Below are 19991 nucleotides of genomic sequence, written 5' to 3'. Positions count from 1 at the left end.
TGACGCGAACACACCCCGGCGTGGGGCCCGGGGGTCGCCCCCGAAACAGGCACAGCATCTTGGCGCGGCACGCGAACCGCGAGGTGGGCGACGTGCTGTGGGTGCCCGGCGCCAACCGCTGACGAGTGCCGGCCGGGAGCGAAGCTCCGCTGTCGGGAGCTGAGCGCCGCCGCTAGGCGACGTTGACCCGTTGTCCCGGCGGCGCCGCTTCCAGCCAGGCCAGGAAACCGGTCAACGCGTCCTCGCTCAACGCGAGTTCGATCCGCGCGCCGTCGTGTTCGCAGACCAGGATCACCGCGCCGGCCAGCAGCGCCAGTTCCTCCTGGCCGGCCGGCTCCCGGCGGCCGATCACATTGATCCCGCCGCGCTGCAACACCCGACGCGGGCGGGGCGCGTAGCTGAACACGCGGAACCACTCGATCCGGTCCCCGCTGTACCTGGCGATCCCGAAGACCCAGCCCTTGCCGTGGTCGGGATCGGCCGACGGCGCCGCCGGATCCTCCTCGGCACCGCTGCCTGCCGGCTCCGGGGACGACGACGCGGCGCCCCCCGGAGCCTGGTGCCCGGGTGACGCCGCGGAGGTCGAACCGGCCTCGCCGGATCGCGATACCGGTGGCCGCATGCGCAGCGAACAGTCGAAGGTGCCGCCGGGTCGCTGGATCAGCCGGCGACGCAGCGCGAACGCCGCGACGCCGACCACCAATACGACGACAACGCCCAGAATCACGCTCAGCACGACGAGGACCATCCGGATCGACCTCCTCGTTCGCGCGTTGAGCAGTGGTCCCGGCCGTGTGTCGGTCCGGGCTCTGGTGCTGCGACTGGCTGTGGCTAGTCCCGCCGCTGGGCGGCGAGCAGCCGCGTCTCCGCACGCCGCTCGGCGCTGGAGTCCTTCGCCGCGCCGGCGCGCTCGAGCGCCCGCTCCGCGCGGGCGACATCGATCTCGTCGGCCAGCTCGGTGATCTCGGCGAGCAGCGAGAGGTTGTTGTCCGCGAACGAGATGAACCCGCCGTGGACCGCCGCGATGACGACCGAACCGTCGGCCTGACGGATCGTCACCGGACCTGATTCGAGCACTCCGAGGACCGGCTGGTGACCGGCCTGGATGCCGATGTCGCCGTCCGCGGTGCGTGCGATGACGATGGTGGCCTCGCCGGACCACACCTTGCGGTCGGCCGCGACCAGCTCGACGTGCAGCTCAGCCAACGTGGCTCCTCATGTCGGGTCGAAGACACGCTGGTCTTCGCCTCCGTCCTCACGGGACGGGTGGTGTTCAAGGATAGTGGCCCGGACGGGCCTGGCTCCAACCGACTCAGCGCCGGCGGGTTTCCGGAGGGGCCGGGTGGCCCGTACCGGGAACCGACACGAGGGGCGGACCCGTTCGGGACCGCCCCTCGTCGATCAGGCGATCGTCAGCCCTTGTTGAGCTCGGCGATCTTCTTCTCGAGGTCGTCCAGCCCACCGAGCATGAAGAATGCCTGCTCGGGAGCGTGGTCGTACTTGCCGTCGGCGATCGCGTTGAACGCCTCGATGGTCTCGGACAGCGGAACGTCCGAACCGTCGAGCCCGGTGAACTGCTTCGCCACGTGGGTGTTCTGCGACAGGAACCGCTGGATGCGACGCGCGCGGTGCACGGTGAGCTTGTCCTCTTCGGACAGCTCGTCCATGCCCAGAATCGCGATGATGTCCTGGAGGTCCTTGTACTTCTGCAGGATGCTCTTGACCCGCATCGCGCAGTCGTAGTGGTCCTGCGCGACGTAGCGCGGGTCCAGGATCCGGGACGTCGAGTCCAGCGGGTCCACGGCCGGGTAGATACCCAGCTCGGAGATCGGACGCGAGAGCACCGTCGTGGCGTCGAGGTGCGCGAACGTCGTGGCCGGAGCCGGGTCGGTCAGGTCGTCCGCAGGGACGTAGATCGCCTGCATCGAGGTGATCGAGTGACCGCGGGTCGAGGTGATGCGCTCCTGGAGGGTGCCCATCTCGTCGGCGAGCGTCGGCTGGTAACCCACCGCGGAGGGCATCCGGCCGAGCAGCGTCGACACCTCGGAACCGGCCTGGGTGAACCGGAAGATGTTGTCGATGAAGAGCAGCACGTCCTGCTTCTGCACATCGCGGAAGTACTCCGCCATGGTCAGGCCGGACAGAGCCACGCGCAGACGGGTGCCCGGGGGCTCGTCCATCTGCCCGAAGACGAGCGCCGTCTGCTCGAAGACGCCCGCTTCCTTCATTTCCTCGATCAGGTCGTTGCCCTCACGAGTGCGCTCGCCGACGCCGGCGAACACCGACACACCCTCGTGCAGACGGGCGACACGGACGATCATCTCCTGGATGAGCACCGTCTTGCCGACACCCGCACCACCGAACAGACCGATCTTGCCACCCTTGACGTACGGGGTGAGCAGGTCGATGACCTTGATGCCGGTCTCGAACATCTCGGTCTTCGAGTCGAGCTGGTCGAAGGCCGGCGCCTGCCGGTGGATCGGCCAGCGCTCGGTGACCTCGAAGGTCGCCGCGTCCACGTCGAGGACCTCGCCGAGGGCGTTGAACACGTGGCCCTTGGTGACGTCGCCCACGGGCACGGAGATCTGCGAGCCGGTGTTCGTGACGATGGCGCCGCGAACGAGGCCGTCGGTGGGCTGCATCGAGATCGCACGCACGATGCCGTCGGCAAGGTGCTGCTCGACCTCGAGGGTGAGCGTGGTCTTGCCCTCCCCCTCGCCCTGGCCCGAGAGGTCCAGGTCGACGTGCAGCGCGTTGTACATCTCCGGCATCGCGTCGACGGGGAACTCCACGTCGACGACCGGGCCGATGACGCGGGCGACGCGGCCCGTGGCAGCGGCCGTCTCAACAGTGGCAGTCATGATGTCTAATCACTCCCCGCGGTCGCGTCGGCCAAGGCGTTGGCGCCACCGACGATCTCGCTGATTTCCTGGGTGATCTCGGACTGGCGGGCGTTGTTCGCCAGACGAGAGAGGGTCCGGATGAGGTCTTCGGCGTTCTCGGTCGCCGACTTCATCGCCCGCCGGCGGGCCGCGTGCTCGGAAGCGGCGGACTGCAGCAGGGCGTTGAAGATGCGGCTTTCGACGTACCGCGGCAGCAGTGCGTCGAGAACACCCTCGGCCGAGGGCTCGAAGTCGTAGAGCGGGAAGGGACCGCCGGCCGGCGGCTCGTCCGTCTCCTCGACCGCCAACGGGAGCACCCGCACCGCGACCGGGCTCTGCGTGAGCATGGAGACGAACTCGGTGCTGACGAGGTGAATCTCGTCCACACCGCCCTCGTCGGTGGGCGTCACGAACGCGTCGATCAGCTCACCTGCCACCTTCTTGGCGTCGGAGTACTCGGGGCGGTCGGAGAATCCCTTCCACTGCCCGGCCAGGTCCACGTCGCGGAACTGGAAAAACCCGATGCCCTTGGACCCGATCACGTAGCGGCTGACCGTCTTGCCCTCGTCCTCGAGCAGCTTGGTGAGCTGCTCGGCGGCCTTGATGGCATTCGAGTTGTAGCCGCCCGCGAAACCGCGGTCACTGGTTACCAACAGCACCGCGGCCCGAGTGGGCCGCTCCACCGAGGTGGTCAACGGGTGCTGCGTGTTGGAGAAGGTGGCGACCGCGGAAACGGCGCGCGTCAGCTCGTCGGCGTACGGCTTGGAGGCCGCGACGCGCTGCTGCGCCTTCACGATCCGCGACGCCGCGATGAGCTCCTGGGCGCGCGTGATCTTCTTGGTCGCCGACACGGAACGGATCCGACGCCGGTAGACCCGAAGTTGGGCTCCCATTGGTCAGGGTTCTCCGTTCTTTACTCGGACTTGGCCACGTGACGGGTGATCTTCTCCTGGCCGACGTCTTCCTTCGTCAGCCCGGCAGGCGTCACGTCCTGGATCAACGGCTCGCCGTCGAACTTGGTGAACGTCTGCTTGAAGGCATCCACCGCGTCGGTGAGCGCCATCACGGTGTCGTCTTCCAGCTTGCCGGTCTCGACGATCCCGGTCAGCAGGGCCGCGTGCTTGTGCTGCACGTACTCGTGCAGCTCCTTCTCGAAGCGGCGGATGTCCTGCACCGGAACGTCGTCCAGCTTGCCGGTGGTGCCGGCCCAGATCGAGACGACCTGGAGCTCGATCGCGAACGGCTCGAACTGCCCCTGCTTGAGCAGCTCGACCATGCGCGCACCACGCTGCAGCGAGGCCTTGGAGGTGGCGTCCAGGTCGGAACCGAAGGACGCGAACGCCTCCAGCTCGCGGTACTGGGCCAGGTCGACGCGAAGTCGACCCGCGACACTCTTCATCGCCTTGATCTGCGCGGAGCCACCGACTCGCGAGACCGAGATACCGACGTTGACCGCGGGGCGCACGCCCTGCAGGAACAGGTCGGACTCCAGGAAGCACTGGCCGTCGGTGATCGAGATGACGTTGGTCGGAATGTACGCCGACACGTCGTTCGCCTTGGTCTCGATGATCGGGAGACCCGTCATCGAGCCGCCGCCGAGCTCGTCCGACAGCTTCGCGCAACGCTCGAGCAGACGCGAGTGCAAGTAGAAGACGTCACCGGGGTACGCCTCGCGCCCCGGCGGACGACGCAGCAGCAGGGACACGGCGCGGTACGCCTCGGCCTGCTTCGACAGGTCGTCGAACACGATCAGGACGTGCTTGCCCTGGTACATCCAGTGCTGGCCGATGGCCGAACCGGTGTACGGGGCCAGGTACTTGAAGCCGGCCGGGTCGGATGCCGGGGCGGCGACGATCGTCGTGTACTCCAGCGCGCCGGCCTCTTCGAGCGAGCGGCGCACGGACGCGATGGTCGTGCCCTTCTGGCCGATCGCGACGTAGATGCAGCGAACCTGCTTCTTCGGGTCGCCCGAGCGCCAGTTGTCGCGCTGGTTGATGATCGTGTCCAGGCAAACCGCGGTCTTGCCGGTCTGCCGGTCGCCGATGATCAGCTGACGCTGGCCACGGCCGATCGGGGTCATCGCGTCGATCGCCTTGATGCCGGTCTGCATCGGCTCGTGCACCGACTTGCGCATCATCACGCCGGGAGCCTGAAGCTCCAGCGCGCGACGGCCCTCGGCCGCGATCTCGCCCTGGCCGTCGATCGGCTGGCCCAGCGGGTCGACGACGCGACCCAGGTAGCCGTCACCGATCGGAACCGACAGAACCTCGCCCGTACGACGGACCTTCTGGCCCTCTTCGATACCGCTGAAGTCACCGAGGATGACGACACCGATCTCGCGGACGTCGAGGTTCTGCGCCAGACCGAGGGTGCCGTCCTCGAACTTGAGCAGCTCGTTCGTCATGACCGAGGGCAGGCCCTCGACCTTGGCGATGCCGTCGTACGCCTCGGTGACGGTACCGACCTCTTCGCGCGCGGCCGTCTCCGGCTCGTACGAGGCGACGAAGCGCTCCAGCGCGTCCCGGATCTCCTCCGGCCGGATCGTGAGCTCCGCCATCTGGTGTCCCTGCTCTCCTAGGTGGTGGGGTTAACGGTCCGCTGTCCGTCGCTTGTCGTACGGAACCGCGGTGCTGCTGTGGGAGTCGCTGTGCCGGTCCGGGGGTTTTCCCCGGGCGGACGGCGACGCCCTGTCGTCCGGTGTCTCTCAGCCGGCGAGCCGTCGGCCCGCTTCTTCGAGACGTGTGGTCACGGTGCCGTCGATGACGTCGTCACCGATCTCCACGCGGACCCCGCCGATGACGTCGGCATCGATTTCCACGTTCAGGTGGACCTCGCGGCCGTACATCCGGCCCAGCGCCGCGGCCAAGCGGGTGCGCTGCTCCTCGGTGAGAGGCAGTGCGACCGTGACCAACGCGACCATGCGACGCCGGCGATCGGCGGCGAGGCGCGCGTACGACTCGAGCCCGTGTTCAAGGTTACGGCTACGGGGATGTGCGACGAGCCTGGTGATCAGTCGCCGGGTGACGGGCTGGGCCCGTCCCTCCAGCAGACCCGACACCAGTTCCGCCTTGCGCTCGTTCGCAATGCCCGGGTCGGTCAGGGCGGAGCGCAGCTCGCGCTCGCCCACCACGATCCGGCCGAAGCGGAACAACTCGTCCTCGAGCTCGTCGAGCTTCCCGTCGCGCTCGGCGGCGATCAGCTCGGCGGACACCGAGAGTTCGGCGATCGCGTCGACCAGGTCGGTCGGCCGCGACCAGCGCGTGCGGACGAGTCCGCCGAGCAGATCCGCCGTGGTACCGGAGATCTGGCCGGACAGGAGCTGCGTCAGGAAGGCCGCGCGGGCCTCCCCGGAGCGCGTCGAGTCGGTGAGGACGCGACGCAGCGACACCGTCCGGTCGAGCAGGATGACCACGGAGTCGAGCTCCTGGGCCAACTGGACCATGTCGGTACCGGTCGCGGTCGCGAGCGCGTCCAGGCGCTCACGAGCCGCGGCGAGGGATTCCCTGCTGGCGCCCTGCATCAGCGCACCTTCTCCGAGGTCGCCGCCGCGGCGGCCTTGGTCTCCAGCTCCACGAGGAAGCGATCGACGACCCGACGCTGACGCGCCTCGTCCTCGAGCGACTCCCCGACAATGCGCGACGCGAGGTCGACGGCCAGCCGGCCGACGTCCTGACGAAGCGCGTTCTGGGCCTGGTTGCGGTCGGCCTCGATCTGGGTGTGGCCGGCGGTGACGATCTCGTCCTTGATCCGCTGACCTTCGGCGCGCATCTCGGCGATGGCGACCGCACCCTGCTCGCGGGCGTCCTCCGTGAGGCGACCGGCCTCACGACGGGCTTCGGCGAGCTGGTCGCGGTAACGCTCCAGCTCGGCCTGGGCCTCGGCCTGCGCCTCTTCGGCGCGCTTGAGACCGCCCTCGATGGCGTCCGTACGGTCCGCCAGCGTCTTCGCGATCTTGGGAAGGAGCATCTTCCACAGGAAGCCGAAGACGATGAGGAACGCCACGCCACCGATGATGATCTCGTCGAGCGGCGGGAGAAGAGGGTTCATCTTCTCTTCGCTGTTGGCGAGGAAAATCACGGTGTGAGGACCTTCCGTCCGTAGCGGATGAATCAGGTGCCGTAGACGAACGGCATGACGACGCCGATGAGCGCGAGCGCCTCGGCGAGGGCGAAGCCCAGCAGCATGTTCTGGCGGACCAGACCGGCAGCCTCGGGCTGACGGGCCATGGCCTGGACACCGTTACCGAAGATGATGCCGATACCGATACCGGGGCCGATCGCGGCGAGGCCGTAGCCGATGGAACCGAGGCTGCCGGAAACTTCAGCGGCGAGGTTCATGAGAACTGATCCTTTTTTCGAGGCCGATGGACGATCCACCGGACGACGGTCGAGGAGAGGGAAGGTCTGCGGGGTCTCTCAGTGCTCGGATTCGAGCGAGCTGGAGATGTAGGAGGCCGCGAGCAGCGTGATGATGTACGCCTGCAGCGCCTGAATCATCAGCTCGAACGCGGTCAGGATGACGACCACGATGAACGAGGTCGCCGAGAAGAGCGCCCCGATGTGGAAGCCGAGCAGGTACCAGGCGCCGACGCTGAAGGTGACGATCAGCATGTGTCCGGCGAACATGTTCGCGAACAGTCGGACCGCCATGGTGAACGGCCGGGTGATCAGACCCTGGAGCAGTTCGATCGGCGCGAGGAGGAAGTAGATCGCCTTCGGCAGACCGGGCGGGAACATCATGTTCTTGAAGTAACCGACGAAGCCCTGGTGCTTGATGCCCAGGACCAGGTAGGTCACGTACACGACGCCGACGATCGATGCCGGGAAGGCGATGCGTGAGGTCGCGGGGAACTGGGCGAACGGGATGATCGCCATCACGTTCATGACCCACACGAAGAAGAAGATCGAGAACAGGAAGGGGACGTAGGGGTCGCCCTTCTTGCCCATCGTCTCCCGCGAGATGTTGTCGCGAACGAACAGGTAGCCCAACTCGCCGACGTTCTGCGCGCCGCGCGGCACCATCTTGGGCTTGGCGAACGCACTCCAGAAGAAGCCGATCACCAGCAGCATCGAGATGAGCGCGAGCAACATCGGCTTCGTGAAGTCGAAGGCCCCGATGGAGAAGATCGGCTTGAACTCGAAGACGTTCAGCCCGGGCGAGGGGAAGCCGCACCCGGAGAACAGGTGACATCCGCTCTCGCTGGCGAGCGTCTGGACGTCAGCAGTCACCACCGACTCCTTCGTCGTGAAGCATGTTTTCGGCTACCTCGATGTGTCGGCGTGGCGAGGGGCCACGGAGCGGCACGCAACAGGGCCCGGTCAGGAGGACCTGCCGTGGCGGACAAAGACAAGAACAAGGGCCAGAGCGATTCCGACGACCAGGCCGATCGGCAGGAACAGTGCGGAGTGGCCGGTCCACCGGTCGATCAGCCAGCCGATTCCGCCGTAGACGAGCATCCCGCTCAGCAGATAACCGACACTCGACCATGCGGCACCGTCCATCGCCCGATTCTCTCGGTCCGGTGGACGGGGGCCTCTCTCGCTCATGACGCCCCGGACATTAGCAGTACCGGCGTCGCGTCTACATACCCGGCCCGCGAACCCCGTGTCGCTCGTGTCCGGCGTCGGTCGTATGTCATCGCTCTCCGTCCGGTTCGACGTAGGCGATCTTCAGTCGGGTGAAGATCCACACCTGCGAGGCGACCCAGACCAGCGTGGCCCCGAGGATGGTGAGTCCGAACACCTTCGTGTCGAACGCCTCGGTGTCCTTGAACAGGAACAAAACCAACCCCAACAGCAGGATCTGCACGATGTACGTGAAGAGCGCCATGTTCATCATCATGAGGGGGTTGTTGCGCGAGATACGCCCGATCGCCAACTGGCCGATCGCGAAGAAGACCAGGACGACGACAGTGGCGAGCACCGCGCCGAGCAATCCTTTGCCACCGGCCGCGAAGAAGGCCGCGATGGCCGCGATTACCCCGGCCCCGGTCGTGCACACGACCGAACCTCGGAGAAGGCGGACGTCATTGGCCTGCATGTCGGTGACTCCGGCATCAGTGGGGGGCAGAGGCGGATCTGTCGCCCGAGCACACGCTCGGTACGACGCAACGCTCGGGAATGGCCGTGGGGGATCAGAACCCTCGTTGCTGGGGGTTCATCGGCCGTTGATCCTGGTTCGTGAACGGTATCACAAACTATTTGAGCAGAGCTTTACCCGTTCGTGTGTACAAGCTCACAGCCTTCCACCACCCTTTCGCGCCCCCCTGCCCGCAGGCAAATGCGCTGGTGGGGTGGGGTTTTGCGAATGACGTGTGGAGCCTGTGGCGGCTGTGGCGGATGCTCCGTTCAGCCGTACGCCGTCTGATTCGCCGGGAACCATCCGATCGACCGGAACGTTCGCGCCGCGCCGCCGCCGGCGCATCCGCCGATAGCGCGGCGGGACCACGTTGTACAGCTCGGTCGGCACGTGCGGCTTGAACCTCGGCAACATCAGGAACACCAGGCCGAGGGCGATCAGGCCCAGACCCACGTAGACGATCGGACGCCGCTCCGGACGGACCGAGATCAGCACCGTGAACGACGCGATCAGGCCGGACCAGAAGTACATGATCAGCACCGCGCGGCTGTGCGAGTGGCCGATCTCCAGGAGCCGGTGGTGCAGGTGGCCCTTGTCCGCCGCGAACGGCGAGCGCCCCGCCCAACCGCGCCGGCCGACCGCCATCACCAGGTCCATCAGCGGCACCACCAGCACCGCGAACGGCAGCACCAGCGGAATGTAGACGGGCACCAGCTTGTGCGTGGTGAAGGACATCGAGCCGTCGCTCTGCGCCATGATCGCGTCCGGGTCGATCCGGCCGGTCACGGTGACCGCGGCGGCGGCCAGCATCAGGCCGATCAGCATCGAGCCGGAGTCGCCCATGAAGATCCGCGCCGGGTGCAGGTTGTGCGGCAGAAAACCCACGCACATCCCGATCAGCAGCGCGGTGAACAGCGTCGGCGCGGCGGCGCCCGAGACGCCATAACCGAACCACAGCCGGTACGAGTAGCCGAAGAAGGCCAGCGCGGCGATGCACACCATGCCGGCCGCGAGGCCGTCGAGGCCGTCCACGAAGTTCACCGCGTTGATCGTGATGACCACTATCCCGATGGTCAGCAACGTGCCCTGGGTCGGCGTCAGGCTCACCGTGCCGTAGCCGGGGATGGGCAGCCACAGGATCACGATGCCCTGCCAGACCATCACGCCCGCGGCGAGCGCCTGACCGAGCAGCTTGATGATCGCGTCGACGCCCCATTTGTCGTCGATCACCCCGAGCACCGAGATCAGCGCGCAGCCGGACAACAGCGCCTGCACGTCGGTCGAGGCGGTGAACACGTCCTCCAGCACCGGCAGATGCCGGGCGACCAGCAGACCCGCGCACAAACCGCCGAACATCGCCAACCCGCCCAGGCGCGGGGTCGGCTCCTTGTGCACGTCGCGCGCGCGGATCTCGGGCATCGCGCCGGCGGCGATGGCGAACCGGCGGACCGCGCCCGTCAGCAGGTAGGTCACCGCGGCGGCGACGAACAGCGTGAGCAGGTATTCGCGCAAGACTCAACCGTCCCCGGCTTCGGCACATCCCAGCGGCAGCACGGGCTTCAGACTAGACGTGCCGCCGCTCCCCGGGAGAATCGCCGAACCTTCACCGGCGAGGGACGATCGCACTGTGCTCGGTGGTGCCACCACCGGCCCGTCGCCCCACACGTAACCACAGTCTCCCCGGTCCCAGCCACCCCGGACCGGGATTGCCCGGTGGGCGACTCAGCGGCGCGGGTAGGCCGGATGGGTCGCCACGAGGTCGCCGACCGCCGCACGCACCTCGCGCAGCACGCTCTCGTCGTCCTCACGCGCCGCCCGACCGATCAGCAGGGCGATCTCCTTCATGTCCGTCTCGGTCATCCCCTGCGTGGTCACCGCGGCCGTGCCGACCCGAATCCCGGAGGCGATCATCGGCTTCACCGGATCGAACGGGATCGCGTTCTTGTTCAGCGTGATGCCCGCGCGCTCGCAGCGACGTTCCGCGTCGCTGCCGCTGACCCCGATCCCCCGCAGATCCAGCAGCGCCAGGTGGGTGTCGGTGCCCCCGGAGACCGCCCGCATGCCCTCGGCCTGCAAACCCTGTGCCAACGCCTGCGCGTTGGCCACCACGCGGCGTGCGTACACCCGGTACGCCGCGCCGGCCGCCTCGCCCAGCGCGACCGCCTTGGCCGCCACCGAGTGCATGTGCGGCCCGCCCTGGCTGAACGGGAACACCGCGCGGTCGATCCGGTCGGCGAGTTCCTCACGGCACAGGATCACTCCGCCGCGCGGACCGCGCAGCACCTTGTGCGTGGTGCACGTGACGATGTCCGCGAACGGGATCGGCGAGGGCACCGCGTCACCCGCGACCAGACCGATGAAGTGCGCCGCGTCCACCATCAGGTAGGCGCCCACCTCGTCGGCGATTCGGCGAAACGCCGCGAAATCGACAAGCCGTGGATACGCGGTGGCGCCGCACACGATCAGCCGGGGCCGATGCGCCCGGGCCAGGTCCCGGACCTGGTCGTAGTCGATCCGCTCGTCGCTCTCGCGCACCCCGTAGGCGACCGCGTGGAACCAGCGGCCGGAGAAATTCACCCGGGAGCCGTGGGTGAGGTGGCCGCCGTGCGGCAGCGACATGGCCAGGATCGTGTCGCCCGGCGCCAGGACCGCCGCATAGGCCGCCAGATTCGCGGCGGTGCCCGAGTGCGGCTGCACGTTGGCGTGCTCGGCGCCGAACAGGGCCCGGGCCCGGCGCGCCGCGAGTTCCTCGGCGCGGTCCACCTCGGCGCACCCGCCGTAGTAGCGCCGTCCGGGATAACCCTCGGCGTACTTGTTGGCGAGCGTGCTGCCGAGCGCGGCCAGCACCGCCGAGGAGGTGAAGTTCTCGCCGGCGATCAACTGCAGACCGCCGCGTTGCCGGGCCAACTCGCCCAAAAGCACCTCGGCGATCTCCGGGTCCGCCTCGCGCAGGGCGGCGAAGTCCGGTCCCCAGAAGGGAGTTGACGTGGAGTCGGGAGTGCCCATGGCACTGCTCCTCAAGGCCGCAGGGACTTCTCCACCATATGCCGGGGGTCGGGGCACGGACAGGCTCTCGGGGGGCGGATTCGGGCCGATTCGGGCCGCTCGCCCGACGGGTGGATTCGCACCGATTCGGGCCGGTCGCCGCGCGGGTGCGCGCGACTCGCGCGCCGAGATGTCGTCAGTGGCTGTGCGCGGGGTGCCCGGTGAGCGCGGTGAGCACCGGGTCCAGGGCCGAGCCGATGTCGGAGGCACAGGCCCGGAACACGCTCAGCGGCGCGCCGTACGGGTCGGCCACCTCGTCCCACTCGGGATCGGGCGCGGCCAGCCGCCCGCGCAACGCCGCGGCGGCCCGCACCAGCGAGCGGCCGCGCTGGACCAGATCGCGCTCGGGATACGGCGCGCGCTCCAGTACCGCGACCAGTCGGGTGAACTCCTTGAGCGTGAACGTGCGCAGGCCGGAGGCGTGCCCCATGGACACCACGTGCGCGCGGTGGTCGAGCGTCGCGGTGAGCACCAGGTCCGCCTCGGCCACGTGCTCGTCCAGCAGTTCGCGGCCGTGGAAGTCGCCCGGGTCGGCGCCGTATTCGAGCAGCACCTCGGCCGCGTGCGGCTCCATCGGCGCGCCCTCGTGCCCCCAGGTCCCGGCGCTCTGCACGCTGAGACGGACCGCGTCGTCGGCGGCGAGCCGGCGCTCCAGTCCCAGCCGCGCGAGCCGTTCGGCGATCGGCGAGCGGCAGATGCTCCCCGTACACACGAACAGGATCCGAAACGAGTCGGGCGCGGACCCGTACGGCCCGTAGGAGTGCCCCACGGGAGGTGGCGGGGTCAATTCACGCCCTCCAGGTCGGGTACGACCTCGCGCAACGTGTCCAACGACAGGGCACCCTCACGCAGCAGCCGGGGACGGCCGGCGGTCAGGTCGACGATCGAGGACGGCGCGGTCGAGGGGCAGGTGCCGCCGTCCAGGTACACCGACACCGATTCGCCGAGCTGGGCCTCGGCCTCGTCGACCGTGGTCGCCGCCGGATTCCCGGACCGGTTCGCGCTGCTGACCGCCATCGGCCCGGTCTCGGTGAGCAGTTCGATCGCGACCGGGTGCAGCGGCATCCGCACCGCGACCGTGCCGCGGGTATCGCCCAGGTCCCACATCAGCGACGGCTGGTGGAAGGCGACGATGGTGAGCGCGCCCGGCCAGAACGCGTCGACCAGTTCCCAGCCCACCTCAGGGAAGCCGGTGACCAGCCCGTGCAGCGTGTTCGGCGAGCCCACCAGCACGGGCGAGGGCATGTTGCGGCCCCGGCCCTTGGCGTCGAGCAACGCGTGCACGGCGTGCGGGGTGAACGCGTCCGCGCCGATGCCGTACAGGGTGTCCGTGGGCAGCACGACCAGGTCGCCGCGCTTGATCGACCCGGTCGCCTCACGCAGCCCGAGCCCACGGTCCATCGCGTCGGAGCAGTCGTAGCGTCGGCTCATCGGGCACTTACCTCCTGAAGCGGTACGGGCGAAGCGGGCGGTGCGGGCGATGCCAAGCGTGCGGGTGCCGCGGGTGGTGCCGGTGATGCCAGTGGTGCGAAGGCCACGGGTGGTGCCGGTGCCGCGAAGGGTGCGGGCGGCGCGGGCGAGGCCGGCCGCGCGGACGTGCGGGGCGCGCGATTCACGCGCCTTCCTTGCGTGCGGTGGTGAAGCGCGGCCGATTGGTCAGGTCGCGGTGGTCGGCCGCGTCCACCCAACCGGCCTCCTCGTTGAAGATCCACGGCACCGCGCCGCCCTGGGTGTCCGCGTGCTCGACCACCGCCAGGCCGCCCGGGCGCAGCAGCCGGTAGGCGGTCTTGGACAGGATCCGGATGAAGTCCAGCCCGTCCGGCCCGGAGAACAGGGCCAGTTCGGGGTCGTGGTCGCGCGCCTCGGGGGCCATCTCGTCCCGCTCGTCCAGCGGGACGTAGGGCGGATTGCTGATCACCAGGTCGACCGTGCCGTCCAGCTCCGGCAGCGCGGCGAGCGCGTCGCCCCGGTGCAGGATCACCCGCGAGCCGCTCGCGTTGCGCGCGGCGTAGCGGTACGCGTCCGGGTCCAGCTCGACCGCGTGCACGACCGAGCGGGGCACCTCCTGGGCGACCGCGAGCGCGATCGCGCCGGAGCCGGTGCACAGGTCGACCACGAGCGGTTCGGCGACGTCCATCGCGCGCAGCGCGTCTATCGCCCAGCCGACCACCACCTCGGTCTCCGGCCGGGGCACGAACACGCCGGGACCCACCTGGAGTTCGAGGTAGCGGAAGAAGGCCCGCCCGGTGATGTGCTGCAACGGCTCACGGGCCTCCCGGCGCGCGATGGCCTCCCAGAACCGCGCGTCGAAGTCGCCGTCGGCGACGGTGTGCAGGGCGCCACGCTTGACACCGTGCACGAACGCAGCGAGTTCCTCGGCATCGAAGCGCGGAGAGGGAACGCCCGCGTCGGCCAGTCGCAGGGTGGCCTGGGCCACCTCGGCGAGCAGCAGGTTCATCTCGTCTCCGTTATTGGTGGGCGAGCCGAGCGGCCATGTCGGCGTCCACACACGCCTGGATGACCGGATCGAGATCGCCGTCGAGCACCTGGTCCAGGTTGTACGCCTTGTAGCCCACGCGGTGGTCCGAAATCCGGTTTTCCGCGAAGTTGTACGTCCGGATGCGCTCGGAGCGGTCCACCGTGCGGACCTGGCTGCGGCGCACGTCGGAGGCTTCCTTGTCGGCCTCCTCCTGGGCCGCGGCGAGCATCCTGGCGCGCAGGATGCGCATCGCCGACTCCTTGTTCTGGAGCTGGCTCTTCTCGTTCTGGCAGGAGACCACGATGCCGGTGGGCAGGTGCGTGATGCGCACCGCGGAGTCGGTGGTGTTGACCGACTGGCCGCCGGGCCCGGACGAGCGGTACACGTCGATGCGCAGGTCGTTGGCGTTGATCTCGACCTCGACGTCCTCCGCCTCGGGCAGCACCAGGACGCCGGCCGCGGAGGTGTGGATGCGGCCCTGCGACTCGGTGGCGGGCACGCGCTGGACGCGGTGTACGCCGCCCTCGAACTTGAGCCGGGCGTAGACGCCCTCGCCGGGCGCGGGGTTGCCCTTGGTCTTCACCGCCACCTGGACGTCCTTGTAGCCGCCGAGATCGGACTCGTTGGATTCGAGGATCTCGGTCTTCCAGCCGGCCCGCTCGGCGTAGCGCAGGTACATCCGCAGCAGGTCGCCCGCGAACAGGGCCGACTCCTCGCCGCCCTCGCCCGCCTTGACCTCGAGGATCACGTCCTTGTCGTCGGCCGGGTCGCGCGGCACCAGCAGCCGGCGCAGCTTCTCCGCGCACTCCTCGCGGCGCTGCTCGGCCTCCTCCGCCTCGGCGGCGAAGTCCGGGTCCTCGGCGACCAGTTCGTGTGCGGCCTCGACGTCGGCGGCGGCACTGGACCACTGCCGGTAGGCGTCCACGATCGGCCCCAGTTCGGCGTAGCGCCGCCCGAGGTTGCGCGCGCGCGTCTGGTCCGTGTGCACGGCCGGATCGGCGAGCTGTCGCTCCAGGTCGGCGTGCTCGGCGAGCAGGTCGTCCATCGCCTCGAACACTGGGGGCTCCTCTGGGGTATGGCCGCGAACTCGGCGGGATCGTGACGCGGTGGCGGGATCGGCGGGACGCCCGGGACGGGCGGACAAACGAACGGCGCCGGAGGGGCGGGACGGACCTTGGACAAGGCCCACCGCTCCTCCGGCGCCGCGGGGTCGCTACTTGTTGCCGGCCACCGGCTGCTTGCCGAAGCGCTTCTCGAAGCGCGCCACACGGCCACCCGTGTCGAGGATCTTCTGCTTGCCCGTGTAGAACGGGTGACACTGCGAACAGACCTCGACGCGGATCTGGCCGCTGGTCGCGGTGCTGTGCGTGGTGAACGTCGAGCCACAGCCACAGGTGACGGTGGTTTCCACGTACTCGGGGTGGATGTCGGGCTTCACAGGAGTCTCCTTGGGTTCGGGAGGGCGCCGGGTCGTACGCCCGAGTGGGCGTCACGTGAACCGGGGCCGACAGAGCAGTCTGCCAGGAGGGGGCGACCGGACCCAAATCAGGGTCTGTACCGCCCAACCACGACCGAGGTCGTGACATTCCCTCCCGGCCGACGCTGTGTCCGGTCTTGCGTCCTACGACCGGTCGAGGTGCGACCGGTCGTTCGGCATCGGCGTGGTCTTCGACTGTGCCGGTCCGGGGGCGACCCCCGGACCCCACGCGTGAGCCGACTAGTCGTTCGGCATCGGCGTCGTCTTCTGAATCTGCATCAGGAACTCGCCGTTGCTCTTGGTCTTCTTCATCTTGTCCAGGAGCAGCTCGATGGCCTGCTGCTGGTCGAGCGCGTGCAGCACCCGGCGCAGCTTCCAGACGACCGCGAGTTCGTCCGACGCCATCAGGATCTCTTCCTTGCGGGTGCTGGACGCGTCCACGTCCACCGCCGGGAAGATCCGCTTGTCGGCGAGCTTGCGGTCGAGCTTGAGCTCCATGTTGCCGGTGCCCTTGAACTCCTCGAAGATCACCTCGTCCATCCGCGAGCCGGTCTCGACCAGCGCGGTGGCCAGGATGGTCAGCGAGCCGCCGTTCTCGATGTTGCGCGCCGCGCCGAAGAACTTCTTCGGCGGGTACAGCGCGGTCGAGTCGACACCACCGGACAGAATGCGGCCGGAGGCGGGCGCCGCGAGGTTGTACGCGCGGCCCAGGCGGGTGATCGAGTCGAGCAGCACGACCACGTCGTGGCCCAGTTCGACCAGGCGCTTGGCCCGCTCGATGGCCAACTCGGCGACGATCGTGTGGTCCTCGGCGGGCCGGTCGAAGGTCGAGGAGATGACCTCGCCCTTGACCGAGCGCTGCATGTCGGTGACCTCTTCGGGGCGCTCGTCCACGAGCACGACCATCAGGTGGCACTCGGGGTTGTTCACGGTGATCGCGTTGGCGATCGCCTGGAGCACCATCGTCTTGCCCGCCTTGGGCGGCGCGACGATCAGACCGCGCTGGCCCTTGCCGATCGGCGACACGAGGTCGATGATCCGCGTGGTCAGCGCGCCGGAGTCGGTCTCCAGACGGAGCCGGTCCTGCGGGTACAGCGGGGTCAGCTTGTTGAAGTCGGAGCGCTGCCGCGCCTGTTCCGGCTCCATGCCGTTGACCGTGTCCAGGCGCACGAGGGCGTTGAACTTCTCCCGACGCTCGCCGTCGCGCGGCTGACGCACCGCGCCGACGATCGCGTCACCCTTGCGCAGGCCGTTCTTGCGGACCTGGGCGAGCGAGACGTACACGTCGTTGGAGCCGGGCAGGTAGCCCGAGGTCCGCACGAAGGCGTAGTTGTCGAGGATGTCCAGGATGCCCGCGACGGGGACCAGGACGTCGTCGTCGGCCAGCACGGGCTCGTTGGTCTCGAAGCCCTCGCGGCCGCCGCGGCGACGGTTGCGGTCGCGGTAACGGCCACGGCGCCGACGGCCGCCGCCCTCGAAGTCGTCGTCCGGACCCATCGGGTCGTTGTCCTGCTGCTGCTGTTGCTGCTGCTTGCCGCGCTCGCCGCCGCGGTCGGCCCGCTCGGCGCGGTCGCCGCCGCGCTCCCCGCGCTCGTTGTTGCCGCGGTCGCCGCGCTCGGCCCGCTCGCCGCGCTCCGGGCGCTCGGCGCGCTCGGTCCGCTCGCCGCCGCGCTCGTTGTTGCGGTCGCCGCGGTCGCGCCGGTTCTGGCCGCGCTCGCGACGCTCGCGGCGGCCCTCGCGCTCGCCGCCCTCGCGCTGCTCGCCCTGCTCGTCGCCGGTGCGCTCGGTGCGCTCGCCACGACGGCGCGTCGGGGCCTCGGTGGCCTCGGCCGCCGGCTCCTGCTCACGTCGGGTGCGCCCGTTGGCGGGCGCCTCGGCGGCGGCCTGCTCCGGAATCTCGATCTGCGGGGCCTCGACCGCGACCCGCGTCCGCGCGGCACGGCGGGCCCTGGTGGGCGCCTCCGCGACGGGCGCCTCGGCGGGTGCCGCGGCGACGGCCTCGGCCGGTGCCGCGCCGTTGTCCGCGGCTGCGGCGGCCTTCGCCTTGGTGGCCCGGGCCGGCTTCGTGGCTGCAGCGGGAGCGGCGTCCGAACCACCCTGCTTCGCCTGGATGGCCTCGATCAGCTGGCTCTTGCGCATGCGGCCGGTGCCGCTGATGCCGAGACCGGTGGCGACCTGCTGCAGCTCCGCCAGCACCATGCCGTTGAGGCCGGTGCCCGTCGAGCGGCGGCGCCGCGTGGCGGGAGCGGGGGCGTCCGCGGTGGCAGCCGCGTCACCCGAGGCGGACGCGGCCTGCGGCGTTGCGTCCATGAGTTCGGTGGTGTCGCTCACGAAGGGTCCTTCCCTGGAGCGGGCGTCGGCCTTGAGAGGGCTCGGCGACCGGTTGTGCTGTCCGTCCCGCTTCCAGTGCGGTCCGGTGCGGTGGTCCGCCGGATGGCGGGAATCGTCGAAAATGTGCCCAGTACTGCGAGGATCGGGCTCATGTATGCCTGTGGGGGCTCGTATTCCTGTAGGGGCTCGATTTCCTGTGAAGGAACGGCCCTCGGGTCCCCGGGATGAGCTCGACGCGGCGCGGTGGTTCCGCCGGTCTGTATCGGGGAGCCACGTTCGTCACGAAGGACAGGCAGGAGGGGGAACTCCCAAAGGATCGTGGCCACAGAGCACCGAACGCGCCCAACCTATGCGGGTGGGGGATCTGGTGCGGTGATGACGCTAACACTACCGGACCCAAGAGACATTCCCCCACCCCATCGCTCCCCCGGCGCAGCCCATTTTTCCTGCGGTAGTGCAGTGGAGTGAACGGATCCACCACCGCTCGGACCGTTCGCCCGGCCGCGCCGGGTGTGCCGTCGGGTCCGTCTCCCGCCTACCGGGCGTACTGCCAACGAACAGCGAGTACGCAGGTCACGCCAGTGGCATGACGCTTGCTCCGGCCCCGTCCACTCCCAATTGCCGAACCACCCAATCGGGCCCGGCCATACCGATCGCCTCGTCGACCCGGTCGTGTGTGACCAGGGCGAGCACGGTCGGCCCCGCGCCGGAGACGACCGCGGCCATCCCCTGTGCGCGCAGCTTGTCGATCAATTCGGCGCTCGCGGGCATCGCGGGCGCCCGGTAGGTCTGGTGCAGCCGATCCTCGGTCGCGGCGAACAGCAGGTCCGGACGCGAGGTCAGCGCGGTGACCAGCAGGCCGGCGCGTCCCGCGTTCGCCGCGGCGTCGCGATGTGTCACCTTGGCCGGCAGCAGACCGCGCGCGACCTCGGTGGACAGCGGGGAGGCGGGTACGAACACGACTGGAGATATACCCCGGTCGGGGGTCGATCGCACCGCTCGGGGGCCGTCCTCCTCGGTCCAGGCGATGGTGAACCCGCCGAGCAGACACGCCGCGACGTTGTCCGGGTGGCCTTCCAACTCGGTCGCCAGGGCGAGTGTGGCCTCGTCGTCGAGCCGTTCGGCGCCGCCTATGGTCAGCGCCCGGGCGGCGATCACACCCGCGCAGATCGCCGCGGCGGACGAGCCCAGACCGCGTCCGTGCGGGATCCGGTTGGCGCATACGACGTCCAGCCCGGGAGGTCGACCGCCCATCGCCTCGAACGCGGCGTAGGCCGCGCGCACGACCAGGTGGTTCTCGTCACGGGACAGGTCGTCGGCGCCCTCACCTGCGATGTCGATCGACAAGCCCTCGTCCGCGACCCGGACGGCGACGTCGTCGTACAGTCCGAGCGCGAGTCCGAACGCGTCGAACCCGGGACCCAGGTTGGCGCTCGTGGCCGGGATGCGAACCCGGACGGGGGCGGCACGGAATGCGGGGCCGGCCATACGCGTGGACACTCCTCCTCGTGGAGTTCCGGGCACCTTCGCGGGACGGTCCGAACCGGTGGCGCGTTCGGGAAATCGCGGGTGCTGCGGAACGGCAGGAACAGACGCGAGACCCGGGCGGCATGCGCCGCGGAACGAGTGCAAGGCCGCGTCCGGTGATCAGCCTACCGAAGGTGCGTTCCCTCGCGGGACACCGTAACCACCGCGTCGT

General features: G+C 69.4%; 20 protein-coding genes. All 20 read right to left on the bottom strand.

Going from position 1 to position 19991, the window contains the following annotated elements:
- Positions 1-172: 172 nt before the first annotated feature.
- The gene (locus tag ACIRL2_RS06810; RefSeq protein ID WP_395865976.1) at positions 173-748 is read right to left on the bottom strand and encodes a DUF2550 domain-containing protein; all 576 of its coding nucleotides are present in this window, start codon (positions 746-748) and stop codon (positions 173-175) included.
- A gap of 83 nt (positions 749-831) precedes the next feature.
- Positions 832-1206 (bottom strand): F0F1 ATP synthase subunit epsilon, encoded by a 375-nt coding sequence (locus ACIRL2_RS06805; protein ID WP_360318886.1) that lies wholly within the window; start codon positions 1204-1206, stop codon positions 832-834.
- A gap of 206 nt (positions 1207-1412) precedes the next feature.
- On the bottom strand, positions 1413-2861 hold the full coding sequence (atpD, locus tag ACIRL2_RS06800) for a F0F1 ATP synthase subunit beta (RefSeq protein WP_395865978.1): 1449 nt from the start codon (positions 2859-2861) through the stop codon (positions 1413-1415).
- Positions 2862-2866: 5 nt separating this feature from the next.
- The gene (locus ACIRL2_RS06795; protein ID WP_395865980.1) at positions 2867-3775 is read right to left on the bottom strand and encodes a F0F1 ATP synthase subunit gamma; all 909 of its coding nucleotides are present in this window, start codon (positions 3773-3775) and stop codon (positions 2867-2869) included.
- A gap of 20 nt (positions 3776-3795) precedes the next feature.
- On the bottom strand, positions 3796-5439 hold the full coding sequence (gene atpA / locus ACIRL2_RS06790) for a F0F1 ATP synthase subunit alpha (RefSeq protein ID WP_395865982.1): 1644 nt from the start codon (positions 5437-5439) through the stop codon (positions 3796-3798).
- A gap of 147 nt (positions 5440-5586) precedes the next feature.
- Complete coding sequence (locus ACIRL2_RS06785; protein WP_395865984.1) at positions 5587-6402, bottom strand: F0F1 ATP synthase subunit delta; 816 nt, start codon at positions 6400-6402, stop codon at positions 5587-5589.
- A complete protein-coding gene (locus ACIRL2_RS06780) occupies positions 6402-6959 on the bottom strand; it encodes a F0F1 ATP synthase subunit B (RefSeq protein WP_395865986.1) in 558 nt (185 codons plus the stop codon). The genes ACIRL2_RS06785 and ACIRL2_RS06780 overlap by 1 nt, the downstream gene beginning before the upstream one ends.
- Positions 6960-6991: 32 nt before the next feature.
- Positions 6992-7219 carry an ATP synthase F0 subunit C gene (gene atpE / locus ACIRL2_RS06775; protein ID WP_395865988.1) on the bottom strand — a complete coding sequence of 76 codons (228 nt, stop codon included), beginning with the start codon at positions 7217-7219 and terminating at the stop codon, positions 6992-6994.
- Positions 7220-7297: 78 nt separating this feature from the next.
- Complete coding sequence (atpB, locus tag ACIRL2_RS06770; protein WP_395865990.1) at positions 7298-8113, bottom strand: F0F1 ATP synthase subunit A; 816 nt, start codon at positions 8111-8113, stop codon at positions 7298-7300.
- 87 nt (positions 8114-8200) lie between these two features.
- On the bottom strand, positions 8201-8383 hold the full coding sequence (locus ACIRL2_RS06765) for an AtpZ/AtpI family protein (protein WP_395865992.1): 183 nt from the start codon (positions 8381-8383) through the stop codon (positions 8201-8203).
- A gap of 133 nt (positions 8384-8516) precedes the next feature.
- Positions 8517-8882 (bottom strand): hypothetical protein, encoded by a 366-nt coding sequence (locus ACIRL2_RS06760; protein WP_395865994.1) that lies wholly within the window; start codon positions 8880-8882, stop codon positions 8517-8519.
- Positions 8883-9116: 234 nt separating this feature from the next.
- On the bottom strand, positions 9117-10472 hold the full coding sequence (locus ACIRL2_RS06755) for an MraY family glycosyltransferase (RefSeq protein WP_395865996.1): 1356 nt from the start codon (positions 10470-10472) through the stop codon (positions 9117-9119).
- 210 nt (positions 10473-10682) lie between these two features.
- Positions 10683-11966 (bottom strand): serine hydroxymethyltransferase, encoded by a 1284-nt coding sequence (gene glyA, locus ACIRL2_RS06750; protein ID WP_402230605.1) that lies wholly within the window; start codon positions 11964-11966, stop codon positions 10683-10685.
- Between the two features lie 175 nt (positions 11967-12141).
- On the bottom strand, positions 12142-12792 hold the full coding sequence (locus tag ACIRL2_RS06745) for a low molecular weight phosphatase family protein (protein ID WP_395866000.1): 651 nt from the start codon (positions 12790-12792) through the stop codon (positions 12142-12144).
- Complete coding sequence (locus ACIRL2_RS06740; protein WP_395866002.1) at positions 12789-13436, bottom strand: L-threonylcarbamoyladenylate synthase; 648 nt, start codon at positions 13434-13436, stop codon at positions 12789-12791. The genes ACIRL2_RS06745 and ACIRL2_RS06740 overlap by 4 nt, the downstream gene beginning before the upstream one ends.
- A gap of 181 nt (positions 13437-13617) precedes the next feature.
- Positions 13618-14463, bottom strand: a complete 846-nt coding sequence (gene prmC, locus ACIRL2_RS06735; protein WP_395866004.1) for a peptide chain release factor N(5)-glutamine methyltransferase — start codon at positions 14461-14463, stop codon at positions 13618-13620.
- Between the two features lie 10 nt (positions 14464-14473).
- The gene (gene prfA, locus ACIRL2_RS06730) at positions 14474-15541 is read right to left on the bottom strand and encodes a peptide chain release factor 1 (protein ID WP_395866006.1); all 1068 of its coding nucleotides are present in this window, start codon (positions 15539-15541) and stop codon (positions 14474-14476) included.
- A gap of 156 nt (positions 15542-15697) precedes the next feature.
- Positions 15698-15922 carry a 50S ribosomal protein L31 gene (rpmE, locus tag ACIRL2_RS06725; protein ID WP_355543038.1) on the bottom strand — a complete coding sequence of 75 codons (225 nt, stop codon included), beginning with the start codon at positions 15920-15922 and terminating at the stop codon, positions 15698-15700.
- A gap of 279 nt (positions 15923-16201) precedes the next feature.
- The gene (gene rho, locus ACIRL2_RS06720) at positions 16202-18292 is read right to left on the bottom strand and encodes a transcription termination factor Rho (protein WP_395866008.1); all 2091 of its coding nucleotides are present in this window, start codon (positions 18290-18292) and stop codon (positions 16202-16204) included.
- Positions 18293-18865: 573 nt separating this feature from the next.
- Positions 18866-19780: a homoserine kinase gene (gene thrB / locus ACIRL2_RS06715; protein WP_395866010.1), complete on the bottom strand. Its 915-nt coding sequence runs from the start codon at positions 19778-19780 to the stop codon at positions 18866-18868.
- Positions 19781-19991 lie beyond the last annotated feature (211 nt).

Origin of the sequence: Embleya sp. NPDC127516, assembly GCF_044765325.1 — a bacterium.
Classification (GTDB): Bacteria; Actinomycetota; Actinomycetes; order Streptomycetales; family Streptomycetaceae; genus Embleya.
Note: the sequence above shows the minus strand (reverse complement) of the source record. Positions and strands in the feature narration are given on the sequence as shown.

Bases quoted from the DNA above. Each gene is read 5' to 3' on its own strand.
- ACIRL2_RS06810 (WP_395865976.1), bottom strand. From the start codon at position 748: ATGGTCCTCGTCGTGCTGAGCGTGATTCTGGGCGTTGTCGTCGTATTG.
- ACIRL2_RS06785 (WP_395865984.1), bottom strand. From the start codon at position 6,402: ATGCAGGGCGCCAGCAGGGAATCCCTCGCCGCGGCTCGTGAGCGCCTG.
- atpE (WP_395865988.1), bottom strand. From the start codon at position 7,219: ATGAACCTCGCCGCTGAAGTTTCCGGCAGCCTCGGTTCCATCGGCTAC.
- atpD (WP_395865978.1), bottom strand. From the start codon at position 2,861: ATGACTGCCACTGTTGAGACGGCCGCTGCCACGGGCCGCGTCGCCCGC.
- ACIRL2_RS06740 (WP_395866002.1), bottom strand. From the start codon at position 13,436: ATGAGCCGACGCTACGACTGCTCCGACGCGATGGACCGTGGGCTCGGG.
- glyA (WP_402230605.1), bottom strand. From the start codon at position 11,966: ATGGGCACTCCCGACTCCACGTCAACTCCCTTCTGGGGACCGGACTTC.
- ACIRL2_RS06795 (WP_395865980.1), bottom strand. From the start codon at position 3,775: ATGGGAGCCCAACTTCGGGTCTACCGGCGTCGGATCCGTTCCGTGTCG.
- thrB (WP_395866010.1), bottom strand. From the start codon at position 19,780: ATGGCCGGCCCCGCATTCCGTGCCGCCCCCGTCCGGGTTCGCATCCCG.
- prmC (WP_395866004.1), bottom strand. From the start codon at position 14,463: ATGAACCTGCTGCTCGCCGAGGTGGCCCAGGCCACCCTGCGACTGGCC.
- ACIRL2_RS06765 (WP_395865992.1), bottom strand. From the start codon at position 8,383: ATGGACGGTGCCGCATGGTCGAGTGTCGGTTATCTGCTGAGCGGGATG.
- atpA (WP_395865982.1), bottom strand. From the start codon at position 5,439: ATGGCGGAGCTCACGATCCGGCCGGAGGAGATCCGGGACGCGCTGGAG.